The sequence below is a fragment of the Streptomyces longispororuber genome, from assembly GCF_024448165.1.
Classification (GTDB): domain Bacteria; phylum Actinomycetota; class Actinomycetes; order Streptomycetales; family Streptomycetaceae; genus Streptomyces; species Streptomyces longispororuber_A.
Window position 1 is genome coordinate 19,784 of sequence record NZ_JAMOLN010000098.1, and the last position, 16,843, is coordinate 36,626.

The window sequence follows — 16,843 nt, forward strand, 5'->3', positions numbered from 1 at the left end:
CCGAGAAGGCCGGCTTGCTGCCTGGGAGCGCAAAGTGGACGAGCGAGGTCGCTCCGGAGTGGCCACCGCCACCAGCCGTCCGCTCGACGCCCTTGTTCTCGACGCCGAGAGCACGGATCGGCCGTCGCCGGGACCGCGACGATCGTGGACTCGGCCACGCTGCGGTGGGCCGCGATGAACGTGTGGACTTCAAGAGAATCACGCTCATTCTGGGTGACACGGCGGGGCGAATTTCAACCCGCTGAGGTATCGGTTCCAGATCTCCGGTGTGAGAGCTGGGGCGGTTGCGGCGCAGACTTGACGTGCATTGTCGTCGGGGCTCAGATGCCACAGCCGCATCTCACTGGAGCCGGTAGCCCCTGCAAGGGTCCGGTCATCTGGGCTGAAGGCCAGAGCCCAGATGGGATCGGAGAGGATGGCCAGGGGGCGTTCGATACCTACGGGGTGTGCGAGGCGAGTGATGTCCCATAGGCGGACCTGGTGGTCTGCGCCGCCCGTAGCGAGGAGACGGCCGTCATGACTGACCGCCAGTACCCGCACTGTGCCTGTGCGACCTACCAAGGGCGGTCCTGCGGGCTCGGGCCACTTCCCAGGCGTCAGCTTCCACAGGCGTACCGTGCCGTCGCTCGCTGCGCTGGCCAGGTTCTGACCGTCCGGGGTGAACGCTACTGACTGTACCGGGGCTGCGTGGCCGTTTAGCTGGGTGATGAGACGAGGGTGGGCAGGATCGGCAACGCGCCACAGCAGGATCTGGCGTGGTTTGCCGGCGGTGGCGAGTGTGCGGCCGCTCGGGCTGAATGCCAGCGCTGTGCTGCCTTGAGTGTTCTCGGTGAGCGGTGTGCCGATTGGCCTGGCACGTCGGCGGTCACGAACGTCCCACAGACGTACCGTGCCGCCGTTATCGAGGCTTGCGAGCGTGCGGCGGTCGGGACTGAACCGGAGGGCTTCGATACCGTCGGTGTGGCCAGTCAGCGGTGGGGCGATCGCAACCGGGTGCGCCAGATCGGTGACGTCCCAAAGGTGCACGACCCGGCCCCATCCCTCCGCGGCGGCCAGAGTCCGCCCATCCGGAGAGAGCGCGATGATCGGGCCCATACCGTCCGGATAGCCACCACGGGGGGTCAGCGGCCGTGGATGCGCCGGGTCTGTCACCCGCCAGGTAGACAACCCCGTTGTTCCGGTCAGGAGCCGGTCGCCACGGGGCGTGAATGCCATAGAGAGTGCCCCCTCCGCTTTACCGAGCACCGTGTCAGGGAAGCTCCACAAGAGGATCGTCCTGTCGTCGTCCCCGCTGGCGATTGTCCGCCCATCGGGGCTGACCGCGACTGTTTCGATGACCGAGGCATGGCCGGTTAGGGGCGGTTCGATCGGTGTCGTCGCGGGCCCCCAGGGGTCCACGTCCCATCGCCGCACGGTGCAGTCAACCGAACCGGTCGCCAGCGTTCTGCCATCATGACTGAACGCTAGGCTTGTGATCGCAGCGGTGTGCCCGGTCAACGGATCGCCGCGAGGCTTGGGACGGGAGCGGTCAGTCAGGTCAAGCAGTGCCGCCGTGTTTTCCACCCCCGCAACAGCAAGGGTCTTGCTGTCAGGGCTGAACTCCAGCACAGACACGGAACCGATCTGCCCCGAACTCGGTTTGCCCAGCGGATGGGGACGGGACAGATTCGTCACATCCCACAAGTGGACCAGCCCGTCCCCCGCAACGGCCAAGGTCCTACCGTCCGGTGAGAATGCCACGTCCGTGGCAGGGCCATCGCGCGCGACGACCAGCCGGTTGAGCGAACGCAGACCCGCGCCTAAAACGACGCGCCACAGGCGCAAGACACCCCCGGATCCGACTGCAGCCAGGGTGCGCCCATCCGGGCTCAGGGACACGGACATCACCAGCCCGGCGTCATCGCCACCAACGGGACGGCCCACCGGCTGTGGGTGGTTCTGATCGGTCACGTTCCACACCTGTACCGTTCCTGCGTTGCCACCGCACGCCAACACCTTCCCGTTGACGGAGAAGGCAAGCCCGGTGACCATCTGATGCTTAGTCAGCAACGGTTCGCCCAGCAGGCGTGGGCCTCCCGCCCGGGTCATGTCCCATAGCCGTACCTTGCCGTCACTGCCGCCGCTCGCCAGGACCCGGCCGTCGGGCGAGTATGCCAGCGCGCGGACGGGGCCGGCGTGAGCCCTGAGCGGTGTCGCCAAGGGTCCATTCGCATCCGCTGTCAGCTGCAGCCGTGTCACCGCGTCACCGTGCCGCATCCGGTGCCCCACTACGTCGAACTGCGCTGCCAGCGGTGACTCCCTCCCTCTCAGCCGGTCTGCCTGGGCCGTGACTCTGCTGAAGTTGGCGGAATCACGCTGAGTGCGTGCCGTCGACCGCTGCTGCAGGGCGATCACCGCGGCCGCGGAGGCGAGTAGAGCAAGGATCGTAAGGGTGGCCACTACGGCACGGCGCAGCCCCAAAGCCCGGCGCTGGTGACGGACGGACGCCGCGAGAAAGGCAGACGCCGTTCTGCTGAGATGGCCGGGAGAGGAGTCCGCCCAGACCCGAGCGGCGGCGAGGCGGTGGCCACGGTAGAGCCGACCAGCATCACGGGCCGCGCCATCCCAATCAGCGGCGGACTCCTCCAGCCGCTGGTGCAGCAGATGTCCGGCCCGGTCGTCCTCAATCCAATGCCGCAACCTTGGCCAGGCATGCAGCAACGCCTCGTGCGTGATTTCCACACCGTCCTGACGTCGCGTCAGTAGCCGCCCCGTGGTGAACGCCTCGACCGCCGATACGGTGGCCAGAGGCATGTCCCCCAGCGTCTCAACACGATCGTTCGCAATGCGCCGACGGGTGGCCTGGGTGCCCTCGCCAAGGGTGACCAAGCGCAAGAACAAGGGGCCCGCCGCCCGCTGCGCGTCCGGGTCAAGAGCGGTGAACAGACGCTCTGCGGTTGCCGCCACCGCCTGGTGGATGCCACCGGTGGCTCGATACCCGGCCACGGTAAGAGTGTGACCATGCCGCCGCTGCCACGTTCCGCGCAGCGCGTGTGCGAGCAGCGGCAGGCGTCCTGCCTCATAGGGCTCGTCCGCGTCGATCGAGGCGGCGACACCGAGGTCGCTCAAGAGCAGTTCCACCAGGCCCGGCTCCATATCAAGGCCCACGGTACGAGCAGGGAAGAGGATCGCCTCACGCAGCTCCACCTCACTCAACGGGCCGATCAGAACCTGTCCGCGCCCCAGGGCTGCACGCAGTTGTGGGTACCGGGAGCAGGCCGCGTAAAAGTCGGCGCGCAACACTAAGACCACTAGCGCCGCTGCTGTATCGCCGCGCGGATCAGCCTGGGCCAGGGCGGCCAGCATGTCGAGAAAGGCGTGCCGCTCGGATCCTCGATCGCAGACGGTGAACAGCTCCTCCAACTGATCCACCACGACAACCATGCGGCGCCCGGTGCCGCCCTCGCGCAGCGCAGCCCGCACGGAAGCCGTCCATGCCAGCGGTTCCGGGCTCCGGGACGCGGGCGGCGCAGCCATGGGCAGGGCCTCAGCGACCTTGGCCGTGAGTGTGCCAACCGGGTCAGCTGTAGGCCGCAGGACAAGCTGTGGCCAGCGCGAGGAGCCTGCGGCAGGCAACGCCCCATGCGCCAAGTCCGGCAACAGCCCTGCCTGCACCAGTGACGACTTGCCCGCCCCCGACGGCCCCACGACCGCAAGCATCCCACCCTCACGCAACCGCTCGTCGAGCCGCTCCACGAGTTCGGCGGTGAGCCGCTCACGACCGAAGAACCAGCGGGCTTGGTCTACCTCGAACGCGGGTAGGCCCGGATAGGGACACTCCCCCGTGTCCGCACCTGGCAGCACCCGCCGCGCCTCGCGCACCCCGTCTGGGTAGTGCAGGTGCAGGTCCCGCTCGGCGATGTGCTGGTCGCGACCAGCCTGAAAGACGCGAGCATCCCCCGTGGCCGTGCCGCGGAACTGCGGAGCCTGCTGCTCACCGCCCTCCTCGGACGGCGGGGGCACGACCATGGTCAGCCACCGGTGATGTGCTGGTCGCGGCCGGCTTGGTAGACACGGCCGTTATCGGATGCTTCGGCCCGCAGGGATTGCATGCCGACGCCATAAGGGCTACTACCTGGCGGAGTGAGTTCGCCAGCGAGCAAGGCACGCAACTCAGCCCCGGCTGACGGGTCGTGGCGGAGCAACGACTGCAGCCTGATCTGCCAGTCCGACACGAGCGTCCTTTCGACCTCCGTGTCGCGCTCGTCGCGCGCGGCGAGCAGCAGACGCCGGGAGGCGACGAGCTCCTCGTCGATGGCGTCGGCCTGCTCCGGGCGGGCGCGACGCCACAGAGCCACAATGGCGGCGCGAACTCCTTCCCACGTGTCACTGGCGATGGCTCCTACGAGAGCCGTTCCTGCCGAGAGCACTATCGGATCCATGGCACTTCCCCGTACGGCGCCTGGGCCATCCTGGGCCGTGGGCCCGCCTCTCACCCTAGAACTCGGCGCTCGAGGTGGGCGATACATGCAACGCCCGGGTTCATTCCCGTGCGTCTCAACTTCCCCACGAAAGGGTCAGGTTGCTTTGAAATGCGTCCGTCATGCCGTCCCACTATTGATCGGGGACGCAGGGATTTGGGGTCGTTGACCGTTCTGGTGGGTACACCGGTTGGGGCACTCATGGCAGTTGTCGCCGTCCGCATGCTCGTCCAAGAGCTGGGCGGAGACTGGGGCTTCAACACTCACGGCAGCACCGTCTGGTACCGCCTACCTATCAGCGGCCAACAGACCGGACGCGAGCGGCGGCAACCGTGACCGGCCGCCGACCCTCGAAGGTCGAGCGCCGGCGGCGGCCGGTAGGGTCGGGCGCCATGACCGACTGGACCGGGGTGCGTGATCGGGTTCTGGCCCTGGCCGCCGTGCCGGGCAGCGGCAAGGTGTTCGGGGCGGGGGCGCACCGCTTTGAGCTCGATGCCCCTCTAAACGCCACCGAGGTGGCCGACCTCGAGGTGTGGCTGGACGTTGATCTGCCCGAGGACTATCGCTCGTTCCTTCTGCATGTCGGAGCTGGCGGGGCCGGTCCGGCGTACGGCGTTCTCCCGGTACGGCGCGGCGGTTCTGCGGGCTGGCGCTGGGTCGGAGAGCTCATTGAGGAGGCCGAGCCGGGCATGTTCGCGGAGCCGTTTCCGGGAGGGGCGGACCCGGAGGCAACGGTCGCGATCCTGGCTGAGCGCCCGTTGCAGGACGACTTCGACGACCTCGCCGATCTTGACGCGGCGTTTGAGGCGTGGGAGGAGCGTCTGGGCGAGGTGCAGTACGATCCGCGCCGCACAGCCGGGGCGCTTTGCCTGTGTGATGAGGGCTGCGGGATGGTGGTCTGGCTGGTCGTCACCGGACCGGAACGCGGCCGAATGTGGCGTGACGATCGCGGCAGCGGCACGGATCTTCATCCGATGCGCGAGACCGACGGCTCCCCCTCGGACTTCGCCAGTTGGTACCTCGGATGGCTCGCAGCCGCCGAGACTGCCTGCGACCTTGACCGATAGCAGGAAGCCTGCCGCCGAGCTTGGAGATCCGCGACTTCGCGCCCGTCACCCGGCTGGGGGATCTCCGGCCCGTGCATGCAGGGAGACAGGGCCTCCTGCGCACCTCGTGGGTGTCGAAGTCCACGCGCAACAGGAGGCCCCGTGCCGCAGCCTTCCGTGCCACCCTCGAAAGCGTCCAACTCGGCTGTCCGACAGTGTGACTGCCTCGCGCACACGTACGGGAACGCGGCCGATCACGGGGAACGTGTGCGACGCTACCCGTCCGACATGACCGACGCCGAGTGGGCGGCGGCCCGACCGCTGCTGCCGGTGCCGCGCTGGCTACAGGGCCGGGGCTGCCAGCCGGAAGCCTCCTTCCACCGCGCAATACTGGACGCGATCCGCTACCTGGTCGACAACGGCACGAAGTGGCGGGCGACGCCCTGCGACTTCCCGCCGTGGGACCGGGCCTACGCGTTGGTGTAGCTGATCTCGGTGGACGGCTGGCCGGCGTGGTCGGTCTTGGACCATCCCGGGTTCCATACCTTCGGCACGCGGCCGAGTCCGTCGAGGACGGCGTCGGTGCGCTTGCCGTTCGCATCGATCTCTCCGGTGGCGGTGGCGGTGGCGGTTGTGCGTGCTTTGCCATTCGTGTTCCGTGATCCGGCCGGGGCTGCCAGGATGCGTGCACGCTTTTGTTCTCGGCGTGGCACGGGCTCCGATGTCTTGCTGCACGGCGCGCGATGCGTGTGCCTGTGCGGCCCGTCGGTGTGAAGGAGACGCCGTCGCCGCCGGGGCGAAAGCCTGTTTGTTGGTTGGGGAGGATGGGGCCGTGTTCGTAGGGCGCGAGCGGGAACTGGCTGGGCTGCGGAGCGCGTTGATGGTGCACCGGCTGGTCACCGTGACCGGTGTCGGAGGCGTCGGCAAGTCGCGGCTTGTGCGGCAGGTGGTGGATCTCGGTCTCGTGGGTGCTCCGGCGGATGTCTGCTGGGCGGACCTGTGGCAGCTGCGCGATGAGGGGTTGCTCGCCGCGCTCGTGGCCGATGCGTGCAGTCTGTCCGATCACACGCCGAGGATGCCGGTGGATGTGATCTGCAACTGGATCGGCGATCGCGAGCTCCTGCTGGTGCTTGATTCCTGCGAGCATCTGCTGAGCGCCTGCCGGAGCCTGGTGCAGGTGCTGCTCGAGAGGTGTCCGCGGCTGAGGATCGTGGCCACCAGCCGCGAGCGGTTCCGTCTGGACGAGGAGTTCGTCGCGGTGGTCCAGCCGCTGCCGTGCGCCACGGATGCCGCCGAGCTGTTTCTGCGGCGTGCCACGGAATCCGGGCACGCGCCTGACCCCGGGGATCTGAATCAGGTCACCGAGCTGTGTGATTACCTCGACGGGCTTCCGCTGGCGCTGGAGCTGGCTGCGGGGGCGCTGCGGAACTGCAGCATCGAGGATCTTCTGCGGCGCCCACGGCACGATCTGAGCCGGGACGAGGACGCGATACGTCCCCTGGGGCCCCGTCGGCACGACGTGCTGCGGACCGCGCTGGGCTGGAGTCATGAACTGTGCACGCCCACGGAGCGCCTGTTGTGGGCCCGGTTGTCCATCGTCCATGGGCACTTCGACGAGGCCGTAGCGGTGGCCCTGTGTTCCGGTGGGCCGCTCTCCGCCTTCGACGTGAGCCATGCCCTGGCCGGTCTGGTGGAAAAGTCCGTCGTGAGCCTCCGTCTCGGGCGCCTTCTGCTGCTCGACACGGTGCGGGAATTCGGGCGACTTTGGCTCGCCGAGCTCGGTGAGTTGGACACGATGGCGAACAGGCACGCCTCGTACTTCCTGACCCAGGCGCGGCAGGCGGATGCCACGTGGACCAGTGCCGAGCAGACCGGGTGGTATCGCACCATCAAGGAGGCGCATCCCGATCTGTGTGCGGCCCTGGACCACTTGATCGCCCATGACCCCGATACGGCGCTCGAGCTGGCCACCTTGACGGGCTTCTACTGGACTTGCTGCGGACATGCGCACACCGCGCAGCTCTATCTTTCCCGCACGCTGAAGGCCGGCGACAGCCAGGGGCCGGTGCGGCAACGAGCCGTGTGGGCCCTCGGCTTGACCCATCTCCTGCAGGGGAATCACGCCACGGGGACGCACCTGGCGCGCCAGTGCCTGGCGGCCGCCCATGCCACCGAGGACGCGACCGCGCTGCTCCGGGCCGCCTATCTGCAGGCCATGAGCGACCTCCTGCAAGGCAACCCCCAGCCGGGCCTTGACCTCCTGGAGCACGCTCTGCGGAACGCGAGCGCACACGCCACGGACGCGGACGAGCCCGCGCCCCAGGCCGTGATGATGTGCCGGATGCTGCGTCTGTTCGCTCTCACCGGGCTCGGGGAGTTGAAGGAGAGCCTGGAATCGGCCAAGGTCGTGCGTTCGGAATGTGTCGCCATGGGCGAGCACTGGATCCGCTCGTACGCCGACTACCAGATGTGTGTGATCGCTCTGCGCGAGGGGGACAGTGAACTGTCCCTGGAGTACGCCCGTTCGATGCTGCACGCGAAGCAGCAGATCGGCGACACCTTCGGCATCGCGCTGGGGCTCGACATGCTGGCTGCGGCCTTCTCCGCCAACGGGGACGGTCATTCCGCCGCGCTCGCCTCCGGCGCGGGCCAGCGGCTGTGGGACGCGGTGGGTCACCCGCAGCGCGGCGCCCCGGACGTGGCGCCGCTGCGTGAGGCCGGCGAGGACATGGCGCGTCAGCTCGTGGGGGCCGTGACCTACGAGTCGTATCGCAGCGAGGCCGCCCATGCGGACCCCGGCGAGATGCTCGTCTGGGCGGCCGGTGGCGCGTCGCCCCTTTGAAGTGCTCTCCGTCGTGAACGAGGGAGATTCCTGCCTACGTGGCGACAAGTACGTCACCGTGATCATCGACCTCACCCCGGTCCGTGACGGCACCGGCCCAGCACGGCTGCTCGACATGGTCGAGGGCCGCTCCAAGTCCGCGTTCAAGACCTGGCTCGCCGAACGCCCCTCCGCGTGGCGCGACGCGGTCGAGGGGGTCGCGATGGATGGCTTCACCGGCTTCAAGACCGCCGCTGCAGAAGAGGTCCCCGACGCGGTCGCGGTGATGGACCCCTTCCACGTCGTCCGTCTGGCCGGCGACGCCCTCGACCAGTGCCGCCGCCGTGTGCAACTCGCGATCCACGGCCACCGCGGCTTCAAGGACGACCCGCTCTACAAGTCGCGGCGGACCCTGCACACCGGTGCCGGGCTGCTCACCGACCGACAGATCGACCGACTCAACCAGCTGTTCGCCGACGAGGGCCATGTTGAGGTCGAAGCGACCTGGGGCGTCTACCAGCGCATGATCGCGGCTTACCGCGAGGAGGACCGCAGCCGAGGACATGAGGCGATGGCCAAGCTGATCAACGACCTCGGCACCGGTGTCCCGAAGGCGCTGGTCGAGGTCGCGAAGCTCGGCAGAACGCTGAAGAAGCGCGCCGCCGACGTGCTCTCCTACTTCGACCGGCCCGGCACCAGCAACGGCCCGACCGAAGCCATCAACGGTCGGCTCGAGCATCTGCGCGGCTCCGCACTCGGGTTCAGGAACCTGACCAACTACATCGCCCGCAGCCTGCTCGAGACCGGCGGCTTCAGGCCACAACTAGCCCCCGGTGCGAGGGTCGGCCCGAGTGCTACGTTCGGACCATGACTAGACCCGGTGAGATCCTCGGCAGCGTGGTCGCCGCCAGCGAGCGCGAGCAGCTTGAGACGTTCCTGGACTACCTGCGCGACGCCGTCGTACGCAAGGCCCGCGGGGTGTCGGAGGAGGACGCCCGGCGCAGCCCGGTGCCGACCGGCACCAACCTCGGCGGCCTGATCAAACACCTGCGGTGGGTGGAAATGGGCGGGTTCGCCGAGCAGATCGGGCAGATCCCCGCCGCGGAGCTGCCCACGCCGCCGTGGACCGACGCAGACCCGCAGGCCGACCTGCGGCTGGAGCCGAACGAGAAGCTCGACGACGTCATCGGCGCCTACCAGGCGGAGTGCGACCGCTCCCGCGAGATCGCCGCCCAGCACAGCCTCGACTACGCACCGCGGGGCAGGGAGCTGACGTTGCGGTGGGTGTACCTGCACGTGATCCTGGAGACCGGCCGGCACGCGGGCCACGCGGACATCCTGCGCGAGATGATCGACGGCAGCGTCGGCGACTGACGGCTCGCGGCGCATCGTCGGTCCGTGTTCCGGTCGTCGGAGGCGGCGTGACACCGGTATCGGCGGAGGCTGACCTCCAACACCGTGGGCCGCCACCCGAACGGCTCGTGCGCCAACCGCCGGACCACCGTGTCCCTGGCCGCGCCCTGGCAGACGCAGAGACGACACCATGTGACGGGCTCGACAACCCGACACCGGAGAATCGCCCGATCGGGCTCCAACCGCTGCCCGAGCACTTCGAGCCCGAGATCATAGTCACCTCCATCCTCGGGAGACCTCGACCCCTACCCGGCCACCGACGCGCCGACCGGACTACACCCTCAACTGCGAAGAGCCCCCAAAGCCGAGGCCAGAACAGTATCGAGACGCGCTTCACCTCCCCCGTGAACGGCGGAGCACTGTGCAAGATCAAAGGTAGAGCGCGGGCGCGGCGCGAGCGTAAGAGATGACTTTCCTGGGCGATCACCTGTTTGCTGCACCCGGTGTGACTTTCTCGTTGCTGGTGCGCAGTGGTGAAAGGCCTTGTGCCGCCTGGCCAAAGTCGTCTTCGCAAGCCTGTCGGCGCAGGGGGGCGTGCGGTGGTGAAAACTCGCGCACGAATTCGACCGCATACGCCTCTTTGCGCAGAGGGATTCAACGATCGGACGCTGGTAACTTCCGGCGTCATGATCGATTCGATGCCCGAAGGTCCGGGAGCTCTGCGGCCCTGCATGCCGATGCCGCGGGGGCAGGAGGTCGCCCGCCCCACGCTGCTGCGCGCCACCGAGGAAGAAGACCGCGCCCTCCTCGACACCCTGCTCGCCTCTGGGTCCGTACGCGAGCGGCATGACCGTATCGACGAGCAGCTCGCCGAACTGGTGCGCTGCCTGTGCCCGCACGACGCCCTCGCGGGGCGCCGCCTGGAGCGTGCCGTGGCGGAGTTCACCGATGGAGCCGAGCTCAGCCACTACGGAATCTGGGCGTGGTACCCGTGGTCCGGGCGTCTCGTGCATGTCCTGCCCCGCGAGGAGTTCCGGCGCGTACGGACGGACCGCAATCGAGGCAAGATCGCCGTCGCTGAACAGCAGCGTCTGCTCGCGCGACGGATCGGGGTCGTCGGCCTGTCCGTGGGCAACAGCGCCGCCCTCACCTGTGCCATGGAGGGCGTCGCAGGATCGTTCCGCCTGGCCGACTTCGACACGCTCGGTCTCAGCAACCTCAACCGGTTGCGGGCCGGCGTACACGACCTGGGTCTGCCCAAGACGGTGCTGTGCGCACGGCAGATGTACGAGATCGACCCCTACCTCGACATCGAGCTGTGGGACGACGGGCTCACCGAGGACACCGTCGACGCCTTCTTCGGAGCTGCGGACCGTCCGCTCGACCTGGTGATCGAGGAGTGTGACACCCCCTGGGTGAAGACCGCCACACGTGAGCATGCACGACGGCACGGTGTCCCGGTCCTGATGGACACCAATGACCGGGGGCTGCTGGACGTCGAGCGCTTCGACCTCGAGCCGGACCGGCCGCTGTTCCACGGCCGCGGCGGCGACCTGACCGCCGAGGAGGTACGCCGGCTCGCCCCGGCGGACGCCCTGGCCTACCTGCTGCGCATCTGCGACGAGAGCCGGCTCAGTCCCGCCATGAAGGATGCTCTCGGCCTGATCGGACACACCCTGTCGAGCTGGCCGCAGCTGGCCAGCGGGGTGATGCTGGGCGGCGCCCTGGTGACCGACGCCGCACGCCGCATCCTGCTGGGCGCGCCCGTGCCCTCGGGCCGCTACTACGCGGACCTCGAAGAGCTCGTCGGCCCCATCGATGCCGAGCGCGTCCTCTCGGGAGCGGCCCGGTGAACCACCTGCCCGAACTCCACGGTGAGCACCTCTGGTTGCGCGAGCTGCGGGCCACCGACCTGGCGCCGTTCGAACGCATCCACACCCACCCCGTCCTCACCCGCTACCTCGGAATCGACCGGATGGACGCTCGTCAGGCCCAGGACGCGTTCGCGCAACATCTCGCCCAGCCCTACAGCCACCCTCGGCGCAAGCACACCCTGGCCATCTGCCCGCACGGCCAGGACGTCATGGTCGGCACCATGGGCCTGCTCGTCGAGGAGTACGGCCGCAACGCCATGCTCACAAGCCTGGTCCTGCTCCCCGACGCGCCTGTACGGGGCCACGGCCACGAAGCGGGGCGCCTCCTGATGGCCCACGGATTCGGGCACCTGGGGCTGCATCGCATCTGGGCCGGGCACCGCGCCGATCACACCCGGATGCGTGCCGTGATGCTCGCGGCCGGGCTGCACCCCGAGGCCACGCTGCGGGAACTGTTCCACACCCAGGGCCGTTGGCACGACGTCACCACCTACGCGGCGCTGGCGCCCGCATGGATCAGCCGAGCCACCCCCGCCGAGCAGGCCATCCTCCGCGGTGCCGTCCTTCCTTCCCCTGCCGGCCCCTCGGACGCACCGGCACAGTCCGCGTACGTGACAACCAGCTGATGAATCGTTCCGTCGGCGGCCTTCGGTCATGCAGGGAGGGCCGCCGTGGAACCGGAACGCCGGGAGCAGGATCGCGCAGCTGTCAATTGGCGCAGAGGCTCTGGATCTGCACGTCATCGTGGTTGGCCGCAGAAAGTTAGTGATTGTAGGCGGAACAGTCGGGGCGCGGACCGTGTCCTGGCTGACCGGCTACCACCGCCTCAGCCCCCGCTACGAACGCCAACCCGCCAACTACCTGGTCTTCCTCGGCCTGGCAGCCATCCTCTGCTGCTACAAGCGACTACTCCGCCTCACCACATAGACAACGTCTTGGGCGCCACCTGGGTAGGCCGCCGACGAGTGCACCTAGCGGCATTTAGGGAGATCTCCCCTCATCTGCGGATCACTGTCCACCAGAAGGGCTCCGCGAATCCGGGGCCCCATTACCCACCCGGCAACCCCATCGATGAATCGGTTAAGTACTCTTGCTGCGGCAACGTTGTCAAACACTGGGGAGCACGCGCCGTTCCGGCCGTGCCCGGCTGGGGAGGGTCATGTACGCGGCATTGGACATTGGAGGCACGAAGATCGCCGGGGCTCTGGTCGATGCGGAAGGGCGCGTGACTCGGCGCATTCAGCGCCCGACGCCGGCGAAGGAGTCGGCGCGCGTGCTGATGAGTGCGGTCGACAGTGTCCTGGACGGCCTTGCCCGGGATCCGGCCTGGGGCACTGTCCGGGGCTTCGGGATCGCAAGTGCGGGCCCGGTGGACACCGGCGCCGGAACCGTCAGCCCGGTCAACATCCCTGCCTGGCGGGGCTTTCCGCTGGTGGACAAGGTGCGCGCACATCCACTGCTGTTCGCGAGCATCGAACCGGCACTGGTCGGGGATGCGGTGGCGATGGCTGCGGCGGAGCACTGGAAGGGGGCTGCCTGCGACGTCGGCAACGCGCTGTGCATGGTGGTGTCCACCGGCGTTGGCGGCGGCCTCGTCCTCAACGGCCGCCTGCATTCAGGGCCTTCGGGCAACGCCGGGCACATCGGCCACATCAGCGTGGACCTCGACGGTGACCCCTGCCCGTGCGGGGCGCGCGGCTGCGTGGAGGGCCTGGCCAGCGGCACGGCGATCGCGCGGCGCGCGCAGGCCGCCGGATGGATGCCGCCCCAGGGGGAAGCGGCGACGGCCACGGAGGTCGCCGCCTCAGCGCGGCGCGGCGACGCACTGGCCCTGGCCGCCTTCGACCGGGCCGCGCAAGCGCTGGCCGCGGGGATCGCCGCCACGGCCGCCCTGGTCGAGATCGACGTCGCGGTCGTCGGGGGCGGCGTCGCCCAGGCCGGCGATCTGCTGTTCACGCCGCTGCGGCGCCACCTCGACACGTACGCAACCCTGGACTTCGTCCGCGGTCTCGAGGTCCGCCCGGCGGCGCTGGCCCAGGATGCCGGACTGGTCGGGGCGGTCGCCGCGGTACGCGAACAGCAACACCGCGCACCGGCCCTGGACGGCCCCTTGCGCGGGTGAAGGCGCGGCTGCAGGGGGTGGGTTCATAGAAACTTAACCGGTTCCGTCCAAAGCATTGTGCTGGCCCGACGCTGGCCCCTAATGTCGTGGCCGTCGCCGAGCGGAGGCATCGAAACCGGCCACTTCCCCCTGTGTTCCCACAGGTCAGGAAGCGTTCGGTGAGCTCCCCGCGTACCGCTTCGGCGTGCCGCTGCCCGGCGTGCGAGCCGCATCACCCGGGCAGCGGCAGACCAGGCACCGTTCCGGCCTGCATGGTCTGCCGCGTCCATAGTTCAGTGGCCGCGGCGCGCACCGCCCCTGATGACACGTCGGACCCCGGCCGCCCATGCCGGCTATCCGGGAACCGACGCGTCCCCACCGAACAGGAGCAGTAGATGAGACGAACACGAGCCGCTGTCGCGACCGGTACCCTCCTCGCCGCCTGCGCGGGCCTCTTCGCCGCCACCCCGGCCGCCCAGGCCGCCGACTCCCCCGGATTCCACATCCAGGACGGCCGCCTACTGGACGCCAACAACAAGGACTTCGTGATGCGCGGTGTGAACCACGCGCACACCTGGTACCCCGACAAGACCGACCAGGCATTGAAGGACATCAAGGCCAAGGGGGCCAACACGGTGCGCGTGGTGCTCGGCACCGGGGGCCAGTGGACGAAGAACGACACTGCCGACGTCGCCCAGGTGGTCTCCGAGTGCAAGGAGAACCGGCTCATCTGCGTTCTCGAGGCCCACGACACCACCGGCTACGGCGAGGCGGGCGCCGCCGTGCCGCTGTCCAAGGCCGTCGACTACTGGCTCAGCGTCAAGGACGCCCTCGTCGGCCAGGAGAAGTACGTCCTGGTCAACATCGGCAACGAGCCGTACGGCAACACCAACTACACCGCCTGGACCGATGACACCAAGACCGCCATCGGCAGGCTGCGGGCCGCGGGCCTCGACCACACCCTGATGGTCGACGCCCCGAACTGGGGCCAGGACTGGTCCTTCACCATGCGGGACAACGCCTCCGGTGTCCTGGCCTCCGACCCCGACCGCAACGTCCTCTTCGACATCCACATGTACGGCGTCTACGACACCCCGGCCGAGGTCAGCGACTACCTCAACCGGTTCGCCACCGCAGACCTGCCCATCGTGGTCGGCGAGTTCGGCGACATGCACTCCGACGGAAACCCGGACGAGGACGCCATCATGTCCACCGCCCAGTCCCTCGGGATCGGCTACATGGGCTGGTCCTGGAGCGGCAACGGCAGCGGCGTCGAGTACCTCGACCTGGTGCAGAACTTCGACGCGAGCCGGCTGAGCGACTGGGGCAAGCGCCTCTTCGACGGAGCCGACGGCATCAAGGCCACTGCCAAGGAATCGAGCGTCTTCGGCAGCACCGACGGCGGAACGGATCCGGGGGAGGAAACCGGCGCCGGCGCCTGCACCGTCACCTATCGCCTGAGCGACTGGGGCAGTTCCTTCAACGCCGACGTCACCATCCGCAACACCTCGAACCAGGCACTCGACGGCTGGAAGCTCGACTTCAGCTTCTCCGGGCAGCAGAAGGTCAACTCGATCTGGAATGCCAAGGCCACGCAGAGCGGCGCCGACGTCCACATCACCCCCGAATCCTGGACCGACTCCATTCCCTCTGGCGGCACGGTGAGCTTCGGACTCAACGGCTCCTCCACCGGAACCAACGCGGCACCCAGCTCCTTCACCCTCGACAGCAAGTCCTGCACGACCGCCTGATCCCTCATACAGTGCCCGGATGACAGCATTTCAGCGGCCGACCGGTAGGGTCGGCCGCTGAAGCGCGGAACCGGTACAGCAGGAGGGCGCATGAAACGGCCGACGATCGCGGACATCGCGCGCCAGGCGGGAGTCTCCAAGGTCGCGGTCTCCTACGCGCTCAACGACCAGCCGGGCGTCTCCGCCCAGACCCGGGCACGGATCAAGGCGATCGCGCAGGAGGTCGGCTGGCGCCCCAGCAGCGCCGCTCGCGCCCTGAACGGCGCGCAGGCCAGGGCCGTGGGCCTGGCGGTGTGCCGGCCCGCGCGCACGCTGAGTGTCGAGCCGTTCTTCATGGAGCTCATCGGCGGCATCGAGTCCGAACTGGCGCCGCGCTCGATCGCATTGATGCTCCAGACCGTCACCAACCACGAGGACGAGACGGAGCTCTACCGCCGCTGGTGGGGCGAGGGGCGGGTGGACGGCGCGCTCCTGGTGGACCTGCACGACGACGACGTTCGGGTGCCGGCCCTCGCGGCCCTTGATCTGCCCGTGGTCGCCCTGGGACCGCCGCAGGCCGCGGGGGCTTTGCCCGCCGTCTGGTCCGACGACGGAGCCAGCATCCAGGAGACGGTCGCCTACCTGGCCGCGCTGGGACACCGCTCCCTCGCACGGGTGGCGGGGATGCCGAAGCTCGCCCACACCACCGTGCGTGACGCCGCGTTCGAGGCGGGCTGCCGCCAGGCGGGTCTGCCCGAGCCGGTCGTGGTGCACACCGATTACTCCGGTGAGGAGGGCGCCCAGGTCACGCGCAGGCTCCTGATCTCAGCCGATCGGCCGACCGCGATCGTCTACGACAACGACATCATGGCCGTCGCCGGCCTGTCGGTGGCACAGGAACTGAGTCTGGACGTTCCCGGCGACCTGTCCCTGGTGGCCTGGGACGACTCGCCGTTCACCCAGGCTGTACGCCCTCAACTCACCGCCCTGACGCGGGATATCTACGAGTATGGGGCCAGCGCCGCGCGGACTCTGCTCACGGCCGTCGACAAGGAGCCGGTCGGCGACCTCCGGCTGGCCGCGGCTCGGCTGATGCCCCGAGCAAGCACCGGCCCACCTCGCTCCCGCTGAGGTGGGCCGGCGGCCAGTGGAGGGTTTCGCCCAGCATCAGGTCCGCGGCGGCCGGGGCGTGGCCGTGGATGCGCGCGGCGTCAGCGACGGCGTCCGCACCGGATGCGGCGTTACCTCCCGGCCGGCGATCACGGCGAACAGTTCCCGGGCGACCTCGGCTCCGAAGCCGTGCACGTCATGGCTCATTGCCGAGAGCGTGGGGTGCGTCAGCCGGCACAACTGGGAGTCGTCCCAGGCCAGCAGGGACAGCTCGTCCGGCACGCGCACGCCCATCTCAGCCGCGACGCCCAGACCGGCGACCGCCATGATGTCGTTGTCGTAGACGAT

The 16,843-nt window shown here is 68.9% G+C and carries 12 protein-coding genes and 4 pseudogenes; 11 read left to right on the forward strand and 5 right to left on the reverse strand.

From position 1 onward, the window contains the following. Positions 1-204: 204 nt before the first annotated feature. Together M4J07_RS25745 and M4J07_RS25750 are read right to left on the reverse strand one after the other, a co-directional pair. On the reverse strand, positions 205-4,008 hold the full coding sequence (locus tag M4J07_RS25745; protein WP_255975390.1) for a WD40 repeat domain-containing protein: 3,804 nt from the start codon (positions 4,006-4,008) through the stop codon (positions 205-207). A gap of 2 nt (positions 4,009-4,010) precedes the next feature. Continuing rightward, the gene (locus tag M4J07_RS25750) at positions 4,011-4,421 is read right to left on the reverse strand and encodes a hypothetical protein (RefSeq protein WP_255975391.1); all 411 of its coding nucleotides are present in this window, start codon (positions 4,419-4,421) and stop codon (positions 4,011-4,013) included. Positions 4,422-4,852: 431 nt separating this feature from the next. Here M4J07_RS25750 and M4J07_RS25755 point away from each other — a divergent pair, with 431 nt between their 5' ends. Together M4J07_RS25755 and M4J07_RS25760 are read left to right on the forward strand one after the other, a co-directional pair. Further along, positions 4,853-5,527 carry an SMI1/KNR4 family protein gene (locus M4J07_RS25755; protein WP_255975392.1) on the forward strand — a complete coding sequence of 225 codons (675 nt, stop codon included), beginning with the start codon at positions 4,853-4,855 and terminating at the stop codon, positions 5,525-5,527. A gap of 267 nt (positions 5,528-5,794) precedes the next feature. Then, positions 5,795-5,968, forward strand: a pseudogene (locus M4J07_RS25760) (transposase); the annotation flags it as partial. A gap of 8 nt (positions 5,969-5,976) precedes the next feature. Here the strand turns inward: M4J07_RS25760 and M4J07_RS25765 are convergent. Then, the gene (locus M4J07_RS25765) at positions 5,977-6,219 is read right to left on the reverse strand and encodes a hypothetical protein (RefSeq protein WP_255975393.1); all 243 of its coding nucleotides are present in this window, start codon (positions 6,217-6,219) and stop codon (positions 5,977-5,979) included. 119 nt (positions 6,220-6,338) lie between these two features. On the opposite strand from M4J07_RS25765, the gene M4J07_RS25770 reads away from it, so the two are divergent. The 3 genes and pseudogenes from M4J07_RS25770 to M4J07_RS25780 all read left to right on the forward strand — a co-directional run bounded on the left by M4J07_RS25770 (position 6,339) and on the right by M4J07_RS25780 (position 9,701). Next, positions 6,339-8,348 carry an ATP-binding protein gene (locus M4J07_RS25770; protein WP_255975394.1) on the forward strand — a complete coding sequence of 670 codons (2,010 nt, stop codon included), beginning with the start codon at positions 6,339-6,341 and terminating at the stop codon, positions 8,346-8,348. Between the two features lie 37 nt (positions 8,349-8,385). Continuing rightward, positions 8,386-9,198: pseudogene (locus tag M4J07_RS25775) on the forward strand (ISL3 family transposase); the annotation flags it as partial. Continuing rightward, positions 9,195-9,701, forward strand: coding sequence for a DinB family protein (locus M4J07_RS25780; RefSeq protein ID WP_255975395.1), 507 nt, complete (start codon positions 9,195-9,197; stop codon positions 9,699-9,701). The pseudogene M4J07_RS25775 and the gene M4J07_RS25780, both read left to right, overlap by 4 nt. Positions 9,702-9,750: 49 nt before the next feature. Here M4J07_RS25780 and M4J07_RS25785 read toward each other — a convergent pair. Further along, positions 9,751-9,952: pseudogene (locus M4J07_RS25785) on the reverse strand (ISL3 family transposase); the annotation flags it as partial. A gap of 459 nt (positions 9,953-10,411) precedes the next feature. Between M4J07_RS25785 and M4J07_RS25790 the strand changes: the two are divergent. The 6 genes and pseudogenes from M4J07_RS25790 to M4J07_RS25815 all read left to right on the forward strand — a co-directional run bounded on the left by M4J07_RS25790 (position 10,412) and on the right by M4J07_RS25815 (position 16,516). After that, positions 10,412-11,533 carry a ThiF family adenylyltransferase gene (locus M4J07_RS25790; protein WP_255975396.1) on the forward strand — a complete coding sequence of 374 codons (1,122 nt, stop codon included), beginning with the start codon at positions 10,412-10,414 and terminating at the stop codon, positions 11,531-11,533. After that, positions 11,530-12,180, forward strand: a complete 651-nt coding sequence (locus M4J07_RS25795; protein WP_255975397.1) for a GNAT family N-acetyltransferase — start codon at positions 11,530-11,532, stop codon at positions 12,178-12,180. The genes M4J07_RS25790 and M4J07_RS25795 overlap by 4 nt, the downstream gene beginning before the upstream one ends. Positions 12,181-12,301: 121 nt before the next feature. After that, positions 12,302-12,481 (forward strand): annotated as a pseudogene (locus M4J07_RS25800) (hypothetical protein); the annotation flags it as partial. Between the two features lie 232 nt (positions 12,482-12,713). Next, complete coding sequence (locus M4J07_RS25805; protein ID WP_255975398.1) at positions 12,714-13,676, forward strand: ROK family protein; 963 nt, start codon at positions 12,714-12,716, stop codon at positions 13,674-13,676. 374 nt (positions 13,677-14,050) lie between these two features. After that, positions 14,051-15,406: a cellulase family glycosylhydrolase gene (locus M4J07_RS25810; protein ID WP_255975399.1), complete on the forward strand. Its 1,356-nt coding sequence runs from the start codon at positions 14,051-14,053 to the stop codon at positions 15,404-15,406. Between the two features lie 90 nt (positions 15,407-15,496). Beyond that, positions 15,497-16,516, forward strand: coding sequence for a LacI family DNA-binding transcriptional regulator (locus tag M4J07_RS25815; RefSeq protein ID WP_255975400.1), 1,020 nt, complete (start codon positions 15,497-15,499; stop codon positions 16,514-16,516). A gap of 36 nt (positions 16,517-16,552) precedes the next feature. Here the strand turns inward: M4J07_RS25815 and M4J07_RS25820 are convergent. Further along, the coding region (locus M4J07_RS25820) for a substrate-binding domain-containing protein (RefSeq protein WP_255975401.1) at positions 16,553-16,843 on the reverse strand (291 nt) is incomplete at its 5' end.